Raw genomic sequence first — 18,640 nt, forward strand, 5'->3', positions numbered from 1 at the left:
GCCTGTTTGTTAAGGTGGCGCCCATTAGATCGCCATCGCAGGCAAGCCAGCTCCCACAATTGCACTGCATTACCCTGTGGGAGCCGGGCTTGCCCGCGATGGGGCCAGCCCGGCCACCCTCATATTCAAGGAAGAACACCCATGAGCAACCCCCTGCTCACCATCGGCATGGACTCCAACCGCTCCCAATTCATGGCGCGCCAGCGCATCGAAAGCCAGATCAACCTGCCGCGGTTGTTCGCCGCCATCGATGCCGACCCCGGCATTGTCGGCGCCGGTGTGGTGTACATCGACGCCGACTTCAATGTGATCACCCTGCGCGAATTCAAGCCCCTCTGCAGCATCAAGCCCAAGCGCATCATTTTGCGCGAGGCGCAGAAGTACATTTCCCCCGCGCAATTTGTAGAACAGGTGAAGACGGATCCCCGTGAAGGCCGCCTCAGGAAAGAGGCGTTTGATATGGGCTTGTCGTGTACCGCCGCGATTATCGGTTGGGTTGTGGTGTTCAGCGGCAGCGTCGCCGTGCCATTTACGGCGGGCGCCAGCGCGTTCGTGGTGGGCATTGGCGTGACGGCGGCGCTGGCCAGCAGTGCGCAATGCGGGTTCGGCGTGGCGCGTACTTACAACGAAGTCCTGGACCCCGACGCCAACGACCGCATGGATGACGCCGAGTGGTACGGCGCTGTTTCAACCATCCTCGATACGGCCTCCCTGGTGGGGATCGGCACCGGCGCGCTGACCACGGTGAAACTGCTCAAGGCCAATAAGGCCGCGGCGTTAGGCAAAAGTTGGTATGAATTGCTCAAGGGCCTGAACCGCCAGGAACGCAAGAAGCTGACCAAGGAGCTGCTAAGCCTGCGCGACCCCAGCCTGACGCCCAAGCTGCTCAAGTTGCAGCAGCGTGCAGGCAAGCTGACCAAGAGCTTCAGCTCCACGGAAATCCGGCATGCCACCCTGACCCAAATGAAAGACGCGTTGGGCGGTATTCTCGGCATCGTGGGCAGCTACCGCACCGGCAGTGTCGGCACCGCCACCACCCTTGCAATCGGCTTGTATGAGGACCTCACCGAATGAAAGGCTTCCCCGACATGGGCAGTTTCCTCGCCCGCTATTTCCCGGTGTTCATGGGCACGATCTTCATGGCGATCTTTTCCGGCGCGTCTGCCGTGTCCCTCGCCGGCGTGACGTATTTGCGTGGTGTCGATCCGTCGCTTAAATCCGATTACTCCGGCCTGGCGATTTTGCTACTGGTGGCGATCCTGGTGTTTGGCAATGTAATGATCGCGCGCGGGCGCCCTTGGGCAACCGGCCTGGTGGCGGGCTATCTGGGCTGCTGCCTGCTGTTCGTGCTGCCGATGATTCAGTACCCCATTCCCAAACTGGTCTACGGCTCGGCGGTGCTCTTCCCGCTCCTGGGTTTGTTGCTGCTCAATAGCAAGCGCCACCGCGAAATGCGGCAAAAGCTGCTCGACGTTCGCCACCTGCGCGAAGCCATGATCGCCCGCCACAAAACCCGCTGACTGGGTAGATTCACCACCCGGCCTCACACGCACGCCACAAATATGTGCAAGCCTTGCACCACGGCACCCCCGTTGGCGCCGTTTTGGTGCTGTACTGCACCGGGTCTTACGATAAAGCGCAATGACGGCCGCTCTGGCATAAGTCTTGCGCGCTTTGTGCTCATGCCCTGGCTCGCAGGAGGCCGCCGTGTCGATTCATGTCGCGTTGCACCACGTTACGCATTACCGCTACGACCGCGCTGTCGAACTCGGCCCACAGATCGTGCGCTTGCGCCCGGCTGCCCATAGCCGCACGCGGATCTTGTCCTATGCACTCAAAGTGCTGCCCGAGCAGCACTTCATCAATTGGCAGCAAGACCCGCAGGGCAATTACCTGGCGCGCCTGGTGTTCCCGGAAAAAACCGATGAGTTGCGCATTGAGGTCGACCTCGTCGCCGAGATGGCGGTATTCAACCCGTTCGATTTTTTCCTCGAACCCTACGCCGAAAAAATCCCCTTCAGCTACGCCGCCGATGAGCAGCGCGAGCTGGCGCCGTACCTGGAAACCTTGCCGCTGACGCCAAAGTTTGCCGCCTATCTGGCCGGCATCGACCGCACGCCGCTGCCGGCTGTGGATTTTCTGGTCGGGCTCAATCAACGCCTGGCGGCCGACATCGGCTATTTGATCCGTATGGAGCCGGGCGTACAAACCCCGGAATTCACCTTGGGCGCCGCATCCGGCTCCTGCCGCGATTCAGCGTGGCTGCTGGTGCAACTGCTGCGCAACCTGGGGCTGGCGGCGCGGTTTGTGTCCGGCTACTTGATACAGCTCACCGCCGACGTCAAAGCCCTTGATGGCCCGTCCGGCACCGAAGTCGACTTCACCGACCTGCACGCCTGGTGCGAGGTGTATTTGCCCGGCGCGGGCTGGATCGGCCTGGACGCCACCTCCGGGCTGTTCGCCGGTGAAGGGCATATCCCATTGGCCTGTAGCCCTGATCCTTCGTCCGCTGCGCCAATCAGCGGGCTGGTGGAACCTTGCGAGTGCGAATTTACCCACGAGATGTCGGTGGAGCGCATTTGGGAAGCGCCGCGCGTCACCAAGCCCTACACCGAAGAGCAATGGCTGGCGATCCAGGCGTTGGGCCGGCAGATCGACGCCGACCTGCTCAAGGATGACGTACGCCTGACCATGGGCGGCGAACCGACCTTTGTCTCCATCGACAACCCCGACGGCGCCGAGTGGAATACCGCGGCGCTGGGGCCGGACAAGCGCCGCCTGTCCGCCGAGCTGTTCCAGCGCATGCGCGCACACTACGCGCCCAAAGGCCTGGTGCATTTCGGTCAGGGCAAGTGGTACCCCGGCGAGCAGCTGCCGCGCTGGTCGCTCAATTGCTACTGGCGCCGCGACGGCGTGCCGATCTGGCACAACAGCGCGCTGATCGCCGATGAACAACAGGACTACGGCGCCGATGGGGTGATGGCCGGGCGTTTCCTCGCCAGTGTCGCCGAACGCCTGAAACTGCCGGCACGCTTTGTGTTCCCGGCTTTCGAAGACAACTTCTACTACCTGTGGCGCGAAGGTGCGCTGCCGCAAAACGTCACCGCCCAGGACCCGCGCCTGAGTGATGACCTGGAGCGCGAGCGCCTGCGCAAAGTGTTCAGCCAGGGCCTGGATAAAGTCATCGGCCAAGTGCTGCCGCTGGCGCGCACGGCGGCCAATGACCGCTGGCAGAGCGGGCGCTGGTACCTGCGTGACAACCACTGCCGTCTGGTGCCGGGCGACTCGCCGCTGGGTTACCGCCTGCCGTTGGCCTCGCAACCGTGGGTGACGGCGGCGGAGTATCCGTTTGTGCATCCCACCGACCCGAATCAGGATCAGCCGGAACTGCCGACCACCGCGCAACTGCAAAGCCACGACACACCTGCGCCGAGCGACGAGCGCGTGCCCAAGGTCGACGAATCCGCCGACTGGCTGACCCGCACCGCCTTGTGTGCCGAAGCGCGGGAAGGGCGTTTGTATCTGTTTATGCCGCCGCTGGAACGCGTCGAGGATTACCTGGAGTTGGTGGCCGCCATCGAAGCCACCGCCGAAGAGCTGCATTGCCCGGTATTGCTGGAAGGTTACGAACCGCCGTTCGATACACGCTTGAGCAACTTCCGGGTCACGCCGGATCCCGGTGTGATTGAGGTCAATGTGCAGCCGTCCGCCACCTGGGATGAGCTGGTGGAACGCACCGAGTTCCTCTACGAAGAGGCGCGGCAAACCCGCCTGACCACCGAAAAGTTCATGATCGACGGGCGCCACACCGGCACCGGCGGTGGTAACCACTTTGTGCTGGGCGGCGCGACGCCGAAAGACTCACCGTTTCTGCGCCGCCCGGATTTGCTGCGCAGCCTGATCAGCTACTGGCATAACCATCCGTCCTTGTCGTACCTGTTTTCCGGGCTGTTTATCGGCCCGACCTCCCAAGCGCCACGGGTGGATGAAGCGCGTAACGATGCGCTGTACGAGCTGGAAATCGCCTTCGCGCAAATGCCCGAGCCTGGCGAGGAATGCCCGCCGTGGCTGGTCGACCGGCTGTTGCGCAACCTGCTGATCGACGTGACCGGCAACACCCACCGCGCCGAATTCTGCATCGACAAACTCTATTCGCCCGATGGCGCCACCGGCCGCCTGGGCCTGCTGGAGCTGCGTGCGTTTGAAATGCCGCCCCATGCGCGCATGAGCCTCACCCAGCAATTATTGTTGCGCGCTTTGGTCGCGCGCTTCTGGCGTGAGCCCTATGCGCCAGCAAAACTGGCGCGCTGGGGCACTGAGTTGCACGACCGCTTCCTGCTGCCGCACTTTATCGAGCAGGATTTTGCCGATGTGATCGTCGAGCTCCACGCCGCCGGTTACCCGCTGCGGGCCGAATGGTTTGCCGCGCACCTGGAGTTCCGCTTCCCCAAGGTCGGCGACTACGCCGTCAGCGGCATCGAACTGGAGTTGCGCCAGGCCCTGGAGCCTTGGCACGTGCTGGGTGAAGAGGGCGCCGTCGGCGGCACGGTGCGTTACGTGGATTCATCCCTGGAGCGTTTGCAGGTGAAGTTGAGCGGCCTGGCGCCGCAACGCTACCTGCTGACCTGCAACGGCATCCCGGTGCCGTTGCAGCCGACCGGGCGTATCGGCGAGTTCGTCGCCGGCGTGCGTTATCGCGCCTGGCAACCGGCCAACTGTTTGCAACCGACCATCGCGGTGCATGCGCCGTTGGTGTTCGACTTGCTCGACACCTGGATGCAACGCTCCCTGGGCGGTTGCCAGTACCACGTCGCGCATCCGGGTGGGCGCAATTACGACAGCTTGCCGGTGAATGCCAATGAGGCCGAGAGCCGGCGCATGGCGCGGTTTTTCCGCTTGGGACATAGCCCTGGCAAGCTGCCGGTGCCGCCTTTGGTGATTAACGATGAACTACCGATGACCTTGGATTTGCGGCGTTTCCCCAATAAAAAATGACCAATCCAAATGTGGGATGGCTTGTGTGGCGAGGGAGCTTGCTCCCGCTGGGGTGCGAAGCGCCCCCAAAGCAGGCGACTGCTACGCAGTCGAACGGGAGCAAGCTCCCTCGCCACAACACGCCAGCTCCCACATAAGATCGCGTTGAATTTGAGTTAATCTGAGCCCCCTTGCCTCTGCCGAGCGTTCCATGCCCGACTTGCTCGACCGTTACCCGCTCACTGCGGGCACCTATCACGAACTGCTCGATGACAGTGGCGCGGTGCGTGCCCATTGGCAGCGCCTGCTCGATCACCTGCAACGCAGTACGCCCGTGCAACTGGCCCAGCGCCAGGCGTTGCTGACCCGGCAGATCCAGGAAAACGGCGTGACCTACAACGTCTACGCCGACCCCAAGGGCGCCGATCGCCCGTGGGAGCTGGATTTACTGCCCCATGTGCTGGCCGCCGATGAGTGGCAGCACCTGTCGGCCGGTATCGCCCAGCGTGCGCGCTTGCTCAATGCCGTGCTCGCCGACCTGTACGGCCCGCAGCGATTGATCAAAGAAGGCCTGTTGCCGGCCGAACTGGTGTTCGGCCACAACAACTTCCTGTGGCCGTGCCAGGGTATTCAACCGCCGGACGGCGCGTTTCTGCACCTGTATGCCGTGGACCTGGCGCGCACCCCGGATGGCCGCTGGTGGGTCACCGCCGACCGTACCCAGGCGCCATCGGGCGCAGGTTACGCGCTGGAAAACCGCACCATCGTGTCCCGTGCATTCCCGGATCTGTACCGTGATTTGCAGGTGCAGCACCTCACCGGTTTTTTCCGCACGCTTCAGGAAACCCTGGCCCGTCAGGCCCCAAGTGATGACCAGCCACCGCTGATCGTGCTGCTCACGCCGGGGCGTTTCAACGAAAGCTATTTCGAACACCTCTACCTCGCACGCCAGCTCGGCTACCCGCTGGTTGAGGGCGGCGACCTCACGGTGCGCGACAGCACGGTGTTCCTCAAAACCCTCAGCGGCCTGCGCCGGGTGCACGCGATCATGCGGCGCCTGGACGACGATTTCTGCGACCCGCTGGAGCTGCGCACCGACTCGGCCCTGGGCGTGCCCGGCCTGCTGGACGCGGTGCGCCAGGGCAATGTGCTGGTGGCCAATGCCTTGGGCAGCGGCGTGCTGGAATCGCCCGGTTTGCTCGGCTTTCTGCCGAAGATCAACGAGTTCTTGTTTGGTGAAGCACTGATCCTGCCGTCCATCGCCACCTGGTGGTGCGGCGAGGCGCCGGTGCTGGCCGAAGCCTTGGACAAGCTGTCGGAATTGCTGATCAAACCGGCGTTCCCCTCGCAAAGTTTCGCGCCGGTATTCGGCCGCGATTTGAACGAAGAACAACGCCTGGCCCTGGCCGAACGCATGCGTGCGCGGCCTTACGCCTATGTGGCCCAGGAGCTGGCGCAGCTGTCCCAGGCGCCGGTGTGGCACACCGTGGACGACCACCTGCAACACCGCGCCATCGGCATGCGCGTGTACGCGGTGGCCAGCGCTGACGGTTACCGTGTACTGCCCGGCGGCTTGACCCGTGTGGCGGCCGAGGCGGATGCCGAAGTGGTGTCGATGCAGCGCGGTGGCGCGAGCAAAGACACTTGGGTACTGGGCGACCGCGCTGTCGGCGGCGAGCTTTGGCGTGCGCAACGGGCGATTGGTGTACATGACCTAGTGCGGCGCGACCCTTACCTGCCGTCGCGCGTGGTGGAAAACCTGTTCTGGTTTGGCCGTTACTGCGAGCGCTGTGATGACAGTGCGCGCTGGCTGCGCATTGTGCTGGCACGCTATGTCGATGGCGACGACCCGCAAGCCTTGCAGGCCGCTGTCGAGCTGGGCGAGACCTTGCGCTTGTTGCCGGAGGAGGGCGAGTTGCCCGAGCGCCTGCTTGCCGCTTTGCTTGGCGATGACTGGCCGTCGAGCCTGCGCGCCAACCTGCAGCGCTTGCAGTGGGCGGCGTCCCAGGTGCGCGGCAAGTTGTCCCGCGAGAACTGGCAAGCGCTGGTGGAGTTGCAGCGCGAAGCCCTGGAGCTGGAAAGCGAGACCCCGGATTTTGGCGAGTTGCTGGACTTCCTCAACCGTCTGGTGATGTCCCTGGCGGCGCTATCCGGGTTCGCCCTGGATGACATGACCCGTGACGAAGGCTGGCGCTTTTTGATGATGGGTCGGCGTATCGAGCGCCTGCAATTTCTCAGCAGCAGCCTCGCCGCGTTCCTGCGGGGCGTGGCGGTGTTTGATCAGGCCGGGCTGGAATGGCTGCTGGAGCTGGGCAACAGCAGCATCACCTATCGCTCGCGCTACCTGGCAGTGCCGCAACTGATCCCGGTGCTCGACTTGTTGCTGCTCGATGAGCAGAACCCGCATGCGGTGCTGTTCCAGTTGAAGCTGGTCAGCCGCACCCTGCGGCGTCTCAATGATGACTTTGGGGTGCCACGGGAAACCGGCCTGGCGCCGTTGGTGGAGCGCCTGTCGCGTTTCGACCTGGGCTGCCTGGAGAACCCGTTGTTCGGCGAATCCAGTGTGCGCGCCGCGTTGGACGGCCTGGCCGACCTGCTGCAAGCGGTCGCCGATGAAAGCGGGCAAGTGTCGGATCGCCTGGCGTTGCGTCATTTTGCCCATGTGGATGATGTCAGCCAGCAAACGGTGTCGGTGTGATGAGTACGCGCTACCAGATTTTTCACGATACCCATTACCACTACGACAGCCCGGTGTCCCTGGCCCAGCAGTTGGCGCACCTGTGGCCGCGGCCATGCGCGTGGCAGCGCTGCAGTTCCCAGCAATTGGATATCAGCCCGCAGCCGTCGTCGCGCCGTGATGAGCTGGACGTGTTTGGCAACCCGATCACGCGGCTGGCGTTCGAACGGCCCCATGATGAATTGCTGGTCAATGCCGGGCTCACCGTGGAAGTGTTGGCGCGGCCAACGCTGGATTTTCAGCAGTCGCCGGCCTGGGACCAGACCCGCGACAGCCTGACCTACAGCAGCCAGGTGCTGTCGTCTGAGATGCTTGAAGCCTGCCGTTATCGCTTCGAGTCGCCCTACGTGCACCTGAAGAACACCTTCGTCGAGTTCTCCGAAAGCTGCTTCCCGCCAGGCGTGCCCTTGCTGCTGGGCGTGCAGGCCCTGATGCAGAAAATCTTCAGCGAATTCACCTTCGATGCCGAAGCCACCCAGGTCGCCACGCCCTTGGTGGAAGTGCTGGAGCGCCGACGCGGCGTGTGCCAGGACTTTGCTCACCTGATGCTCGCGTGCCTGCGCTCGCGGGGCCTGGCCGCGCGTTACATCAGCGGCTACCTGCTGACCCAGCCACCGCCCGGCCAGCCACGGCTGATCGGCGCCGATGCATCCCACGCATGGGTCTCGGTGTTTTGCCCGGTGGCGGGCTGGGTGGATTTTGATCCGACGAATAACGTGCAGCCGGCACTCGAGCACATCACGTTGGCTTGGGGCCGTGATTTCTCTGATGTGTCGCCGTTGCGTGGGGTGATTCTGGGAGGAGGGAGCCATGACCCGGAGGTGCGGGTGACGGTAATGCCGCTGGAGTAACAGTGGGTTGTGGTGAGCAGGGAGGGCCTGCTCACCACAACAAAATTTATTCAGCCGGGTCTTTCGGTGTCTCGGTGTCATCAGCAGCCACTTCACCTTCAGCATCCGGGTTCAGTGCGCCTGCTTCTTCATCTGCAGCGGCTTTCTTGCGTTGCAGCTTTTCCTCTTTCTTCTGCTCCTTGGCCAAGTCTCTCTGACGTTTGGCGAAGGAGTAATTAGGTTTGGCCATGGGCGATCCTCTAGGGTCGAAGGTGAGGGTGGGCGGCGCGCAGCTGCCTTGGGTCGCTATGGTAGCAGCTTAGCAGCGCGATTGGCCTTCACTTACCGCAGGCATACGCGGCCAACAGGCCGTTTAAGAATTGATTGAAGTGCATGGCAGACGCTCCGGTGGGTGATGGAGCGATCATAGGCGGGTGGCTGTTGTTTGGCTGGTAGATTGTGTTGATCAGTCTGATAGCCTAAAGTTGTATACAATCTGTTGATTCAGATCATAAGAATTTCAGCCTGCTTGGGGCACCCTAGTCGCAATACGCGTTTTTTAAACCCTGCCTTGGAGATTCACATGTTTGCCAAAATCGTTGCTGTTTCCCTGCTGACACTGGCGAGCGGCCAGTTGCTTGCTGCAGAGTGCGCGGTCACTGTTGATTCCACCGACCAGATGTCCTTCAACACCAAAGAAATCACCATCGACAAGAGCTGCAAGAAGTTCACCGTGAACCTTGAGCACTCCGGCAGCTTGCCGAAAAACGTCATGGGCCATAACTGGGTACTGAGTTCCGCCGCCGACATGCCTGGCGTTGCCAGCGACGGCATGGCCGCCGGTATCGACAAGAACTACCTCAAAGACGGCGACACCCGCATTATTGCCCACACCAAGATCATCGGTGCTGGCGAGAAAGATTCGGTGACCTTCGATGTGTCGAAACTGGCGGCGGGTACGGATTACGCGTTCTTCTGCTCGTTCCCGGGCCACATCTCGATGATGAAAGGTACTGTGGTCGTCAAGTAACACCGCGTTAGCGTTCTTCGCAGGCAAGCCAGCTCCCACATTTGACCGCGTTCCCCTGTTGGAACTCGGTCAAGTGTGGGAGCTGGCTTGCCTGCGATTGCAATCTAACAAACACCGCAGGACTAACAGGCTTACCTCACGGCGCGAAGGGCATGACCCGCTTGTGCTCAGTCTTGCGATAGGTGTCGCAGATAATCTTGAACGCTTCCTCACGCACCGGCTCGCCGTGCAGGAACGCATCAATCTCGGCGTAGGTCACCCCGTGTGACGCTTCGTCCGGTTTGCCCGGCGACAGGTCTTCAAGGTCGGCAGTCGGGATCTTCTCGACCAGCGACTCCGGCGCGCCAAAGTGCCGCGCAATCGCACGCACCTGGTTCTTCACCAATCCACTCAGCGGCGCCAGGTCGCAGGCACCGTCACCGAACTTGGTGAAAAAGCCCATCACCGCTTCCGCTGCATGGTCGGTACCGATCACCAGGCCACCGGCCGCGCCGGCGATGGTGTATTGCGCCACCATGCGCATACGCGCCTTGGTGTTGCCCAGCACGAAATCACGGGAAACCGCCGCCTTGCCTTCAAACGCCGCCACTTCATTGGCCAGGGATTTCACCGCCGGGCCGATGTTCACGGTGTGGCGTTCGTCCGGTTCGATAAAGTCCACCGACGCCTGGGCGTCGTGTTCGTCGAACTGGGTTTCGTAGGGCAGGCGCACCGCGATAAAACGGTAAGCCTCATCACCTGTGCTGGCGCGCAGTTCTTTCATTGCACGCTGGGCCAGCAGGCCGGCGGTCAGGGAGTCGACACCGCCGCTGATGCCCAACACCAAGCTCTTGAGCCCGGAATTGCGCAGGCAGCCTTGGATAAACCCTACGCGGCGCGCCACTTCGGCCTCAAGGGCGGCCTGGTCGTTGAACGGTGCTTGGACCTTGAGCTGCTGCGCAATCTCACGCTGTACGGCTTGCATGATTCACTCCTTGCTGGAAAGGGCAGGTACTTTGAAAACGTGGCGCAAATAGGCGACAAAATTCGGATCGGTGCAGTGGGTCTTGCCCGCTTCATCGGAAATTTTCGCAACGGGCTGGCCATTACAGGCAGTCATTTTAAGCACGATGCTCATCGGTTCAACACCCGGAATGTCACAGGTCAGGTTGGTGCCGATACCGAAGCTGACATTAATGCGACCGCGCAATGCGCGGAAAATCTCCAGGGCCTTGGGCAGCGTCAGGCTGTCGGAGAACACCAGGGTCTTGCTCATCGGCTCGATACCGAGCTTGTGGTAGTGGGCGATGGCTTTCTCGGCCCATTGAATCGGGTCACCGGAGTCGTGGCGCAAGCCGTCGAAGAGCTTGGCGAAGTACAGGTCGAAATCGCCCAGGAACGCGTCGGTGGTGATGCAGTCGGTGAGCGCAATGCCCAGCAGGCCACGGTATTCGCGTACCCAGCAATCGAGGGCGGCGATCTGGCTGTCGATCAGGCGCGGGCCGAGTTGTTGGTGGGCCATGATCCATTCGTGGGCCATGGTGCCCAACGGTTTCATGTCGAACTCGCGGGCCAGGTGCACGTTGCTGGTGCCGACGAAACGCCCAGGGAAATCGTGCTTTAGCACGCTGACCACTTCTTCCTGCACGCGGTACGAGAAGCGTCGGCGCGTGCCGAAATCCGCCACCTGCAATTCGGAGAGTTCTTCGACGCTGGCATTCGCCGTCAGCCAGTCGAATTTGCGATACAGCTGCTCGCGGGCCTGTTCGAGGATGACGGTCTGGTAGCGATAGCGGTTACGCACTTCGCTGACGATGGCCAGCATCGGCACTTCGAACAGGATCACATGCAGCCACGGCCCGCGCAGACGGATAAACAGCTCGCCGTTTTCGATGCCGGTTTGCACGTAGCGCAGGTTGAAGCGAAACAGCCCCAGGAAACGCAGGAAGTCCGGCTTCATAAAGCTGATGCGTTCCAGGAAACCCAGCTGGTCCGGGCTCAGGCTCAGCTCCGCGAGGCGTTCGATCTGGTAGCGGATTTCCGCCAGGTACGGGCGCAGGTCTTCACTGTTGCGGCAACGAAACTCCCATTCAACTTCCACGTTCGGGTAGTTGTGCAGCACCGCCTGCATCATGGTCAGCTTGTAGAAGTCGGTGTCGAGCAAGTTCTGCACGATGCGATCGGCAAACACACTCTCGCTCATAACGGGAATCTCCAGACGGGTCGGCGATGGGCGCCGGCCTTTACGCACAATTAAGGAAGGGTGCTAGTGGCGCATAGACCTGTGGGGTTTTGCCAGTGATTTTTTCAGTGCGGCCACTGGCCTCATCGCAGGCGAGCCAGCTCCCACACTTGAAATGCATTCCAAATGTGGGAGCTGGCTTGCCTGCGATAGCGGTGGTGCAGCCCAAAAAGATCTAAACCTGCTCCATCATCCATTTCACAAACTCACGCACCTTGGGCACCTCCGCCGAATGCTCCGGATACGCCAGGTAATACGCATCCTGGCTGGGCATCGCATGCGGCCAGGGAATTACCAGCTTGCCCTCGGCCAACTCTTCTTCCACCAGAAAGCGCGGCAACAAAGCCACGCCACAGCCGACCTGCGCTGCCCGAATGCACATATAAAAGGTATCAAAACGCGGCCCGTGGTAACTGTGCTCGGTCTGGTAGCCCTGGCTGGCGAACCAGTCATGCCAGCCCTGCGGTCGCGAGGCGTTTTGCAGCAGCACTAGGTTGCTCGGTTGCGTGGGGTCGGTAAACGGCTGCGCAGGCAGGCTTTCCGGCGCACACACAGGTACAAGCTCTTCGCTGAACAGTTTCAGGCTCTCGGTGCCCGGCCGTGAGCCCTGGCCGAAGTAGAAGGCCATGTCGGCCTTGCCTTGCAGCAGTTCGTCCGGCGCCTGCTCGTTGCACAGGTCCAGGTGGATCTGCGGGTGGCGCAGGCGCCAACCTTTCAGGCGCGGCACCAGCCAGCGCGCGCCGAACGTGTAGGGCGTGGACACGCGCAGCACTTCGGTTTCGCCGCCGTAGGAGCGCAGGTAGTGGGTGGACATCTCCACTTGCGTGAGGATCTTGCGCACCTCCACCAGGTACAGATCCCCCGCCGGGGTCATCTGCAAGCGGCGGCGTACCCGGCGAAACAGCAGGTGTTGCAGCAACTCTTCCAGCTGCGCCACCTGCTTGCTCACCGCGCTTTGCGTGAGGTTCAGTTCCTCGGCCGCGCGGGTGAAGCTCAGGTGACGGGTGGCGGCTTCGAAACACTGCAGGGCGGTGATCGAGGGCAAATGTCTTTTGTTGAGCACGGCACGCCTCTTTTTATTCTTTGCATGAGTAAACGGAATGATATCTCGCCTAATCGTCGTTTGTTGGCAAGTCTTGAGCCAGCTACAAATAAGGTCTGGATCGCCGTGTCTGTGGCGGCGCGAATTTTCTGTTTGAGTTTGAAGGAGTGACCCATGGTTGCCGCATTGCTTGATCGTCTCGGGGTAAACCCGGCGCTGTACCAGTCGGGCAAACAGCCCGTGCATTCGCCGATTGATGGCAGCCGTATCGGCAATGTGCACTGGGAAGGTGCCGCGCAGGTGGAGCAGCAGGTCAGTCGCGCCGAGCATGCATTCGAGGCCTGGCGCAAGGTGCCGGCACCGCGTCGCGGCGAGCTGGTGCGCCAATTTGGCGATGTGTTGCGCGAATATAAAGCCGACCTGGGCGAGCTGGTGTCGTGGGAAGCCGGCAAGATCACCCAGGAAGGTTTGGGTGAAGTGCAGGAGATGATCGACATCTGCGACTTCGCCGTGGGCCTGTCCCGCCAGTTGTACGGCTTGACCATCGCCTCCGAGCGCCCTGGCCACCACATGCGTGAAACCTGGCACCCGCTGGGCGTGGTCGGCGTGATCAGCGCCTTCAACTTCCCGGTCGCGGTGTGGGCGTGGAATACCACGCTGGCGCTGGTGTGCGGCAACGCGGTGATCTGGAAACCCTCGGAAAAGACCCCGCTGACCGCCTTGGCCTGCCAGGCATTGTTCGAGCGCGTACTGAAGAAGTTCGACGGCGCCCCCGACTACCTCAGCCAAGTGATCATCGGCGGCCGTGACGCCGGTGCGGCGCTGGTGGATGACCCGCGCGTTGCGCTGATCAGCGCCACCGGCAGCACCCGCATGGGCCGCGAAGTGGCGCCGAAAGTCGCCGCCCGTTTCGCCCGCAGCATCCTTGAACTGGGCGGCAACAACGCGATGATCCTCGGCCCAAGCGCCGACCTGGACATGGCCGTGCGCGCCATCCTGTTCAGTGCTGTCGGCACTGCCGGCCAGCGTTGTACCACCCTGCGCCGTTTGATCGCCCATGAGTCGGTCAAGGAAGAAATCGTCACCCGCCTCAAAGCCGCGTATTCCAAAGTGCGCATCGGCCACCCGCTGGAAGGCAACCTGATCGGCCCGCTGATCGACAAGCACGGCTTCGAGAATATGCAGGACGCCCTGGAGCAAGCCTTGAGCGAGGGCGGCAAGGTGTTTGGCGGCAAGCGCCAGTTGGAAGACAAGTTCCCGAATGCCTACTACGTGTCGCCGGCGATCGTGGAAATGCCCGAGCAAAGCGACGTGGTATGCACCGAAACCTTCGCGCCGATTCTGTATGTGGTCGGCTACAGCGAGTTCACCGAAGCGCTGCGCCTGAACAATGCCGTGCCGCAAGGCCTGTCGTCGTGCATCTTCACCACCGACGTGCGTGAAGCCGAGCAGTTCATGTCGGCGGTGGGCAGTGACTGCGGCATCGCCAACGTCAATATCGGCCCGAGCGGCGCGGAGATTGGTGGCGCGTTTGGTGGCGAGAAAGAGACCGGCGGCGGCCGTGAGTCGGGTTCGGATGCGTGGCGCGGGTATATGCGCCGCCAGACCAATACCGTGAACTACTCGCTGGAGTTGCCGCTGGCGCAGGGCATTACCTTCGACTGATCCCCCAAGTCGAAGGGCGGTCAGTGTGGGAGCTGGCTTGCCTGCGATAGCGGTGGTGCCTTGTACACCGCTATCGCAGGCAAGCCAGCTCCCACAGTTGATTGGGTTTGCAGTTCGGAAATAGTTGTTTGTTGGGTCTCATCGGAGTCTGGCAATGGCACTGCGCGAAACATGTTTATGGGAACAACTCACCCCAGGCCGGCCGGACCGCGCCGCGCTCAAGGGCGAGGTCAAGGTTGATGTGTGCGTGATCGGCGCCGGGATCACCGGTTTGTCCGCCGCGGTTCACTTGCTGGAGCAAGGCAAAAGCGTCGCCGTGCTGGAGGCTCATCGCACCGGCCATGGTGGTTCGGGGCGTAACGTCGGGCTGGTCAACGCCGGAATGTGGATCCCGCCGGACGAGATCGAAGCCGGTTTCGGCGAAGCGGTGGGCAGTCAGCTCAACCGCATGCTGGGCGCGGCGCCGTCGCTGGTGTTCAGCCTGATCGACAAGTACAAGATTGATTGCCAACTGCGCCGTGAGGGCACTTTGCACATGGCGCATAACGCCCGTGGCGAGGCGGACTTGCGCAGTCGCGAAGAACAGTGGAAGCGCCGTGGCGCCCCCGTCGAGCTGCTGACGGGCCAGGCGTGCGAACAAGCCACCGGCACCCAAAAGATCGCCGCCGCCTTGCTGGACCGGCGTGCCGGCACCTTGAACCCAATGGCCTACACCACTGGCCTGGCGAATGCTGCCATGGGGCTTGGCGGGCAGTTGTTCGATCATTCGCCGGTCACTCAGCTTGAACGCCAAGGGGCCGTCTGGTCGGTGCAGACAGCCCAAGGTTCAGTGCAGGCGGCGCAAGTGGTGATCGCCTCCAACGCCTATACCGAAGGTGAATGGACTGAGCTGCGGCGCAACTTCTTTCCCGGTTACTACTACCAGGTCGCCTCGGCCCCGCTGACGGACGAAGCCGCGCAACAAATCCTCCCCGGCGGGCAGGGCTCGTGGGACACGCGCCAGGTTTTAAGCAGTATCCGCCGCGACGCTGATGGCCGCTTGTTACTCGGCAGCCTGGGCAATGGCAACCAGAAACCGACGTGGTTCCTCAAGGCGTGGGCCGATCGGGTGCAGCAGCATTACTTCCCGTACCTCAAATCGGTGCAGTGGGAGTGCACCTGGACCGGCTGCATCGCCTTCACCCCGGACCACCTGATGCGCCTGTTCGAGCCGGCCCCCGGTCTGGTCGCGGTCACCGGTTATAACGGGCGCGGCGTGACCACTGGCAGTGTGGTGGGCAAGGCCTTTGCCGACTACTTGTGTCACCAGAACCCACAGGCGCTGCCGATTCCGTTTGCGCCGATGCAACCGCTGGCCGGGGTGGGCCTGCGCAGTTGCCTGTATGAAGCCGGATTTTCGCTGTATCACGCCGGGCAATGCCTGCGGATCGTGGTCTGATCAGCGAAATAGCTGTCAGAAGCCTGCATTTTCTTAGCAGGCTACTAATCTGTATTGGTGCAAGTCGTAGCAATCACGCACTGTAAATGTGCAGTTCCGTTACGCACATTGTTACAGCTGTAGGAACTGTCGTTTAGGCATCCGGTTGCAGGTGCGACCTGCCAGGGTTGTACTTTTTGGATCCATTGGTTGCACCTTTCGATGCTAGACGGTTGCACGTACTGGCAAAGGGAGTCGAAACGCCTGTAATAACAATGACACCGTGTCTTTTTGAAGAATAAAAAAGTAATGGCACGCGCCTTGCTCTGGGCTTTCCTGTGAAAGTTTGACGCGAATTCGTAGTGCCAATAAACAAAAACCTCGGAGCACCACTCATGTCCCAGACGTTTTACAAGAAAGGTTTTCTGGCCCTCGCCGTTGCAGCGGCGTTGGGTGTTTCTGCGTTTGTTCAAGCTGATGTGAAGATTGGCGTGGCAGGCCCGATGACGGGCGCCAACGCAGCTTTCGGTGAGCAGTACATGAAGGGTGCCCAGGCGGCAGCCGATGTGATCAACAAGGCCGGTGGCATCAACGGTGAGCAGATCAAACTGGTGGCAGGTGACGACGCCTGTGAGCCCAAGCAAGCCGTGGCCGTGGCCAACCGCTTGGCCGACCAGGACAAAGTGATCGGCGTGGTCGGGCACTTCTGCTCCTCCAACACCATCCCGGCGTCTGAGGTGTACGACGAAGCGGGCATCATCATGATCACGCCGGGTTCCACCAACCCACAGGTGACCGAGCGTGGCTTGAGTGCCGTGTTCCGCATGTGCGGGCGTGACGACCAGCAAGGCATCGTGGCCGGCGACTACATCGTCGACGTGCTCAAAGGCAAAAAAGTAGCAGTCATCAACGACAAGGACACCTACGGCAAAGGCTTGGCTGACGCCACCGCTGCCCAGTTGACCAAGCGCGGCGTCAAGCCGGTGCTGGAAGAAGGCCTGACCCGTGGCGAGAAAGACTTCAGCGCCCTGGTCACCAAGATCCGTTCTACCGGCGCAGACGTCGTGTACTTCGGCGGCCTGCACCCGGAAGCCGGTCCACTGGTTCGCCAGATCCGTGAAGCGGGCCTCAAGGACGTCAAGTTCATGTCCGATGATGGTGTCGTGACCGACGAACTGGTTGCCACCGCTGGCGGCGCACAATACGTAGACGGCGTGTACATGACTTTCGGCGCCGACCCGCGCCTGCTGCCAGACAGCAAAACCGTGGTGGAAGAGTTCCGTAAAAACGGCACCGAGCCGGAAGGCTACACCCTGTACGCCTACGCCTCGATCCAGGCTCTGGCCGCCGGCTTCAATGGCGCCAAGTCCAACAAGGGCGAAGACGCCGCCAAGTGGCTCAAGGCTCACCCGGTAAAAACCGTCATGGGTGAAAAGGCCTGGGATACCAAGGGCGACCTGAAAATCTCCGACTACGTGGTTTACCAGTGGGATAAAGACGGCAAATACCACCAGTTGGAAAAGCAGAAGTAAGAACAAGCACCACGGAACCAATGTGGGAGCAGGCTTGTTGTGGCGAGGGAGCTTGCTCCCGCTGGAGTGCGTAGCACTCCCAAACCGTTCACCGAGTTACACCTGATGTATCTCGATCGCCCAGTTTGGGGCTGCTTCGCAGCCCAGCGGGAGCAAGCTCCCTCGCCACGAAAGCCCGCTCCCACAGCGGGACTGTGTCGTGATCACGATCTGTCTTTTCCTCCAGAAGCACCGCGCACCCTCCTGTGTGCAGGTGCTCACCGCGTGAGATTGCGTTATGGATGGTATTTTCCTGCAGCAACTGGTCAACGGCCTGACCCTCGGGTCGGTCTACGGCCTGATCGCCATCGGCTACACAATGGTCTATGGCATCATTGGCATGATCAACTTCGCCCACGGCGAGGTTTATATGATTTCCGCTTACCTCGCGGCGATCAGTCTGGCACTGCTGGCTTACTTCGGCATCGAATCCTTCCCGCTGCTCATTCTCGGCACCTTGATCTTCACCGTGGTCGTCACCGGCGTTTATGGTTGGGTCATCGAGCGTGTCGCCTACAAACCGCTGCGCAACTCCACCCGACTGGCACCGCTGATCAGCGCCATCGGTATCTCCCTGATCCTGCAAAACTATGCGCAGATCGCTCAGGGCGCGAAACAACAAGGCATTCCAACCCTGCTGGCCGGCGCCTGGCGCGTTGATATCGGCACGGGTTTTGTGCAGTTGACCTACACCAAGGTGTTTATCCTGGTGGCCGCGTTTCTCGGCATGGGCCTGCTGACCTACATCATCAAATACACCAAGCTCGGCCGCATGTGCCGCGCCACCCAGCAAGACCGCAAGATGGCCTCGATCCTGGGCATCAACACCGACCGCGTGATCTCCTACGTGTTCGTCATCGGTGCCGCCATGGCCGCCCTGGCCGGTGTGCTGATCACCCTCAACTACGGCACCTTCGACTTCTATGCCGGCTTCATCATCGGCATCAAGGCATTTACCGCAGCGGTACTCGGCGGCATCGGCTCCCTGCCTGGGGCGATGTTGGGCGGGATCATCCTGGGTATCTCCGAGTCGTTGTTCTCGGGGTTGATCAACTCTGACTACAAAGACGTGTTCAGCTTCTCCCTGCTGGTGGTGATTCTGATCTTCCGTCCTCAGGGCCTGCTTGGTCGCCCACTCGTGGCTAAGGTGTAA

Annotated in this window: 14 protein-coding genes; 10 read left to right on the forward strand and 4 right to left on the reverse strand. The window is 61.6% G+C overall.

The features are described 5' to 3' along the window. Window positions 1-141 precede the first annotated feature (141 nt). The 5 genes from PSH96_RS02755 (at window position 142) to PSH96_RS02775 (ending at window position 8,562) form a co-directional block, all read left to right on the forward strand. Window positions 142-1,074 carry an NAD synthetase gene (locus PSH96_RS02755; protein ID WP_305457323.1) on the forward strand — a complete coding sequence of 311 codons (933 nt, stop codon included), beginning with the start codon at window positions 142-144 and terminating at the stop codon, window positions 1,072-1,074. Continuing rightward, window positions 1,071-1,520 (forward strand): hypothetical protein, encoded by a 450-nt coding sequence (locus PSH96_RS02760; protein WP_305457326.1) that lies wholly within the window; start codon window positions 1,071-1,073, stop codon window positions 1,518-1,520. The genes PSH96_RS02755 and PSH96_RS02760 overlap by 4 nt, the downstream gene beginning before the upstream one ends. Window positions 1,521-1,707: 187 nt before the next feature. Further along, a complete protein-coding gene (locus PSH96_RS02765; RefSeq protein WP_305457328.1) occupies window positions 1,708-4,995 on the forward strand; it encodes a DUF2126 domain-containing protein in 3,288 nt (1,095 codons plus the stop codon). A gap of 190 nt (window positions 4,996-5,185) precedes the next feature. Next, a complete protein-coding gene (locus PSH96_RS02770; protein WP_305457330.1) occupies window positions 5,186-7,672 on the forward strand; it encodes a circularly permuted type 2 ATP-grasp protein in 2,487 nt (828 codons plus the stop codon). Then, window positions 7,672-8,562 (forward strand): transglutaminase family protein, encoded by an 891-nt coding sequence (locus PSH96_RS02775; RefSeq protein WP_305457332.1) that lies wholly within the window; start codon window positions 7,672-7,674, stop codon window positions 8,560-8,562. The genes PSH96_RS02770 and PSH96_RS02775 overlap by 1 nt, the downstream gene beginning before the upstream one ends. Before the next feature lie 46 nt (window positions 8,563-8,608). Here the strand turns inward: PSH96_RS02775 and PSH96_RS02780 are convergent, their stop codons facing one another. Beyond that, window positions 8,609-8,791, reverse strand: coding sequence for a hypothetical protein (locus tag PSH96_RS02780; protein WP_017138444.1), 183 nt, complete (start codon window positions 8,789-8,791; stop codon window positions 8,609-8,611). 333 nt (window positions 8,792-9,124) lie between these two features. On the opposite strand from PSH96_RS02780, the gene azu reads away from it, so the two are divergent. After that, complete coding sequence (gene azu, locus PSH96_RS02785) at window positions 9,125-9,571, forward strand: azurin (RefSeq protein WP_017138443.1); 447 nt, start codon at window positions 9,125-9,127, stop codon at window positions 9,569-9,571. Window positions 9,572-9,707: 136 nt separating this feature from the next. Here azu and nadE read toward each other — a convergent pair whose 3' ends face one another. The 3 genes from nadE to PSH96_RS02800 form a co-directional block, all read right to left on the reverse strand. Continuing rightward, window positions 9,708-10,535 carry an ammonia-dependent NAD(+) synthetase gene (gene nadE / locus PSH96_RS02790; protein WP_305457335.1) on the reverse strand — a complete coding sequence of 276 codons (828 nt, stop codon included), beginning with the start codon at window positions 10,533-10,535 and terminating at the stop codon, window positions 9,708-9,710. Between the two features lie 3 nt (window positions 10,536-10,538). Next, the gene (pncB, locus tag PSH96_RS02795) at window positions 10,539-11,753 is read right to left on the reverse strand and encodes a nicotinate phosphoribosyltransferase (RefSeq protein WP_305457337.1); all 1,215 of its coding nucleotides are present in this window, start codon (window positions 11,751-11,753) and stop codon (window positions 10,539-10,541) included. A gap of 214 nt (window positions 11,754-11,967) precedes the next feature. Then, a complete protein-coding gene (locus PSH96_RS02800) occupies window positions 11,968-12,855 on the reverse strand; it encodes a LysR family transcriptional regulator (RefSeq protein ID WP_305457339.1) in 888 nt (295 codons plus the stop codon). Between the two features lie 153 nt (window positions 12,856-13,008). On the opposite strand from PSH96_RS02800, the gene PSH96_RS02805 reads away from it, so the two are divergent. From PSH96_RS02805 to PSH96_RS02820, 4 genes are all read left to right on the forward strand, one after another. Further along, entirely contained in the window at window positions 13,009-14,499 is a 1,491-nt protein-coding gene (locus PSH96_RS02805; RefSeq protein WP_305457341.1) for an aldehyde dehydrogenase family protein, read from the forward strand. Window positions 14,500-14,653: 154 nt separating this feature from the next. Beyond that, window positions 14,654-15,937, forward strand: a complete 1,284-nt coding sequence (locus tag PSH96_RS02810; RefSeq protein WP_305457343.1) for an FAD-binding oxidoreductase — start codon at window positions 14,654-14,656, stop codon at window positions 15,935-15,937. Between the two features lie 374 nt (window positions 15,938-16,311). Then, complete coding sequence (locus tag PSH96_RS02815; protein WP_219266564.1) at window positions 16,312-17,448, forward strand: branched-chain amino acid ABC transporter substrate-binding protein; 1,137 nt, start codon at window positions 16,312-16,314, stop codon at window positions 17,446-17,448. 277 nt (window positions 17,449-17,725) lie between these two features. Continuing rightward, a complete protein-coding gene (locus PSH96_RS02820) occupies window positions 17,726-18,640 on the forward strand; it encodes a branched-chain amino acid ABC transporter permease (protein WP_017136076.1) in 915 nt (304 codons plus the stop codon).

Source organism: Pseudomonas sp. FP2338 (assembly GCF_030687515.1).
GTDB classification, from domain to species: Bacteria; Pseudomonadota; Gammaproteobacteria; order Pseudomonadales; family Pseudomonadaceae; genus Aquipseudomonas; species Aquipseudomonas salomonii.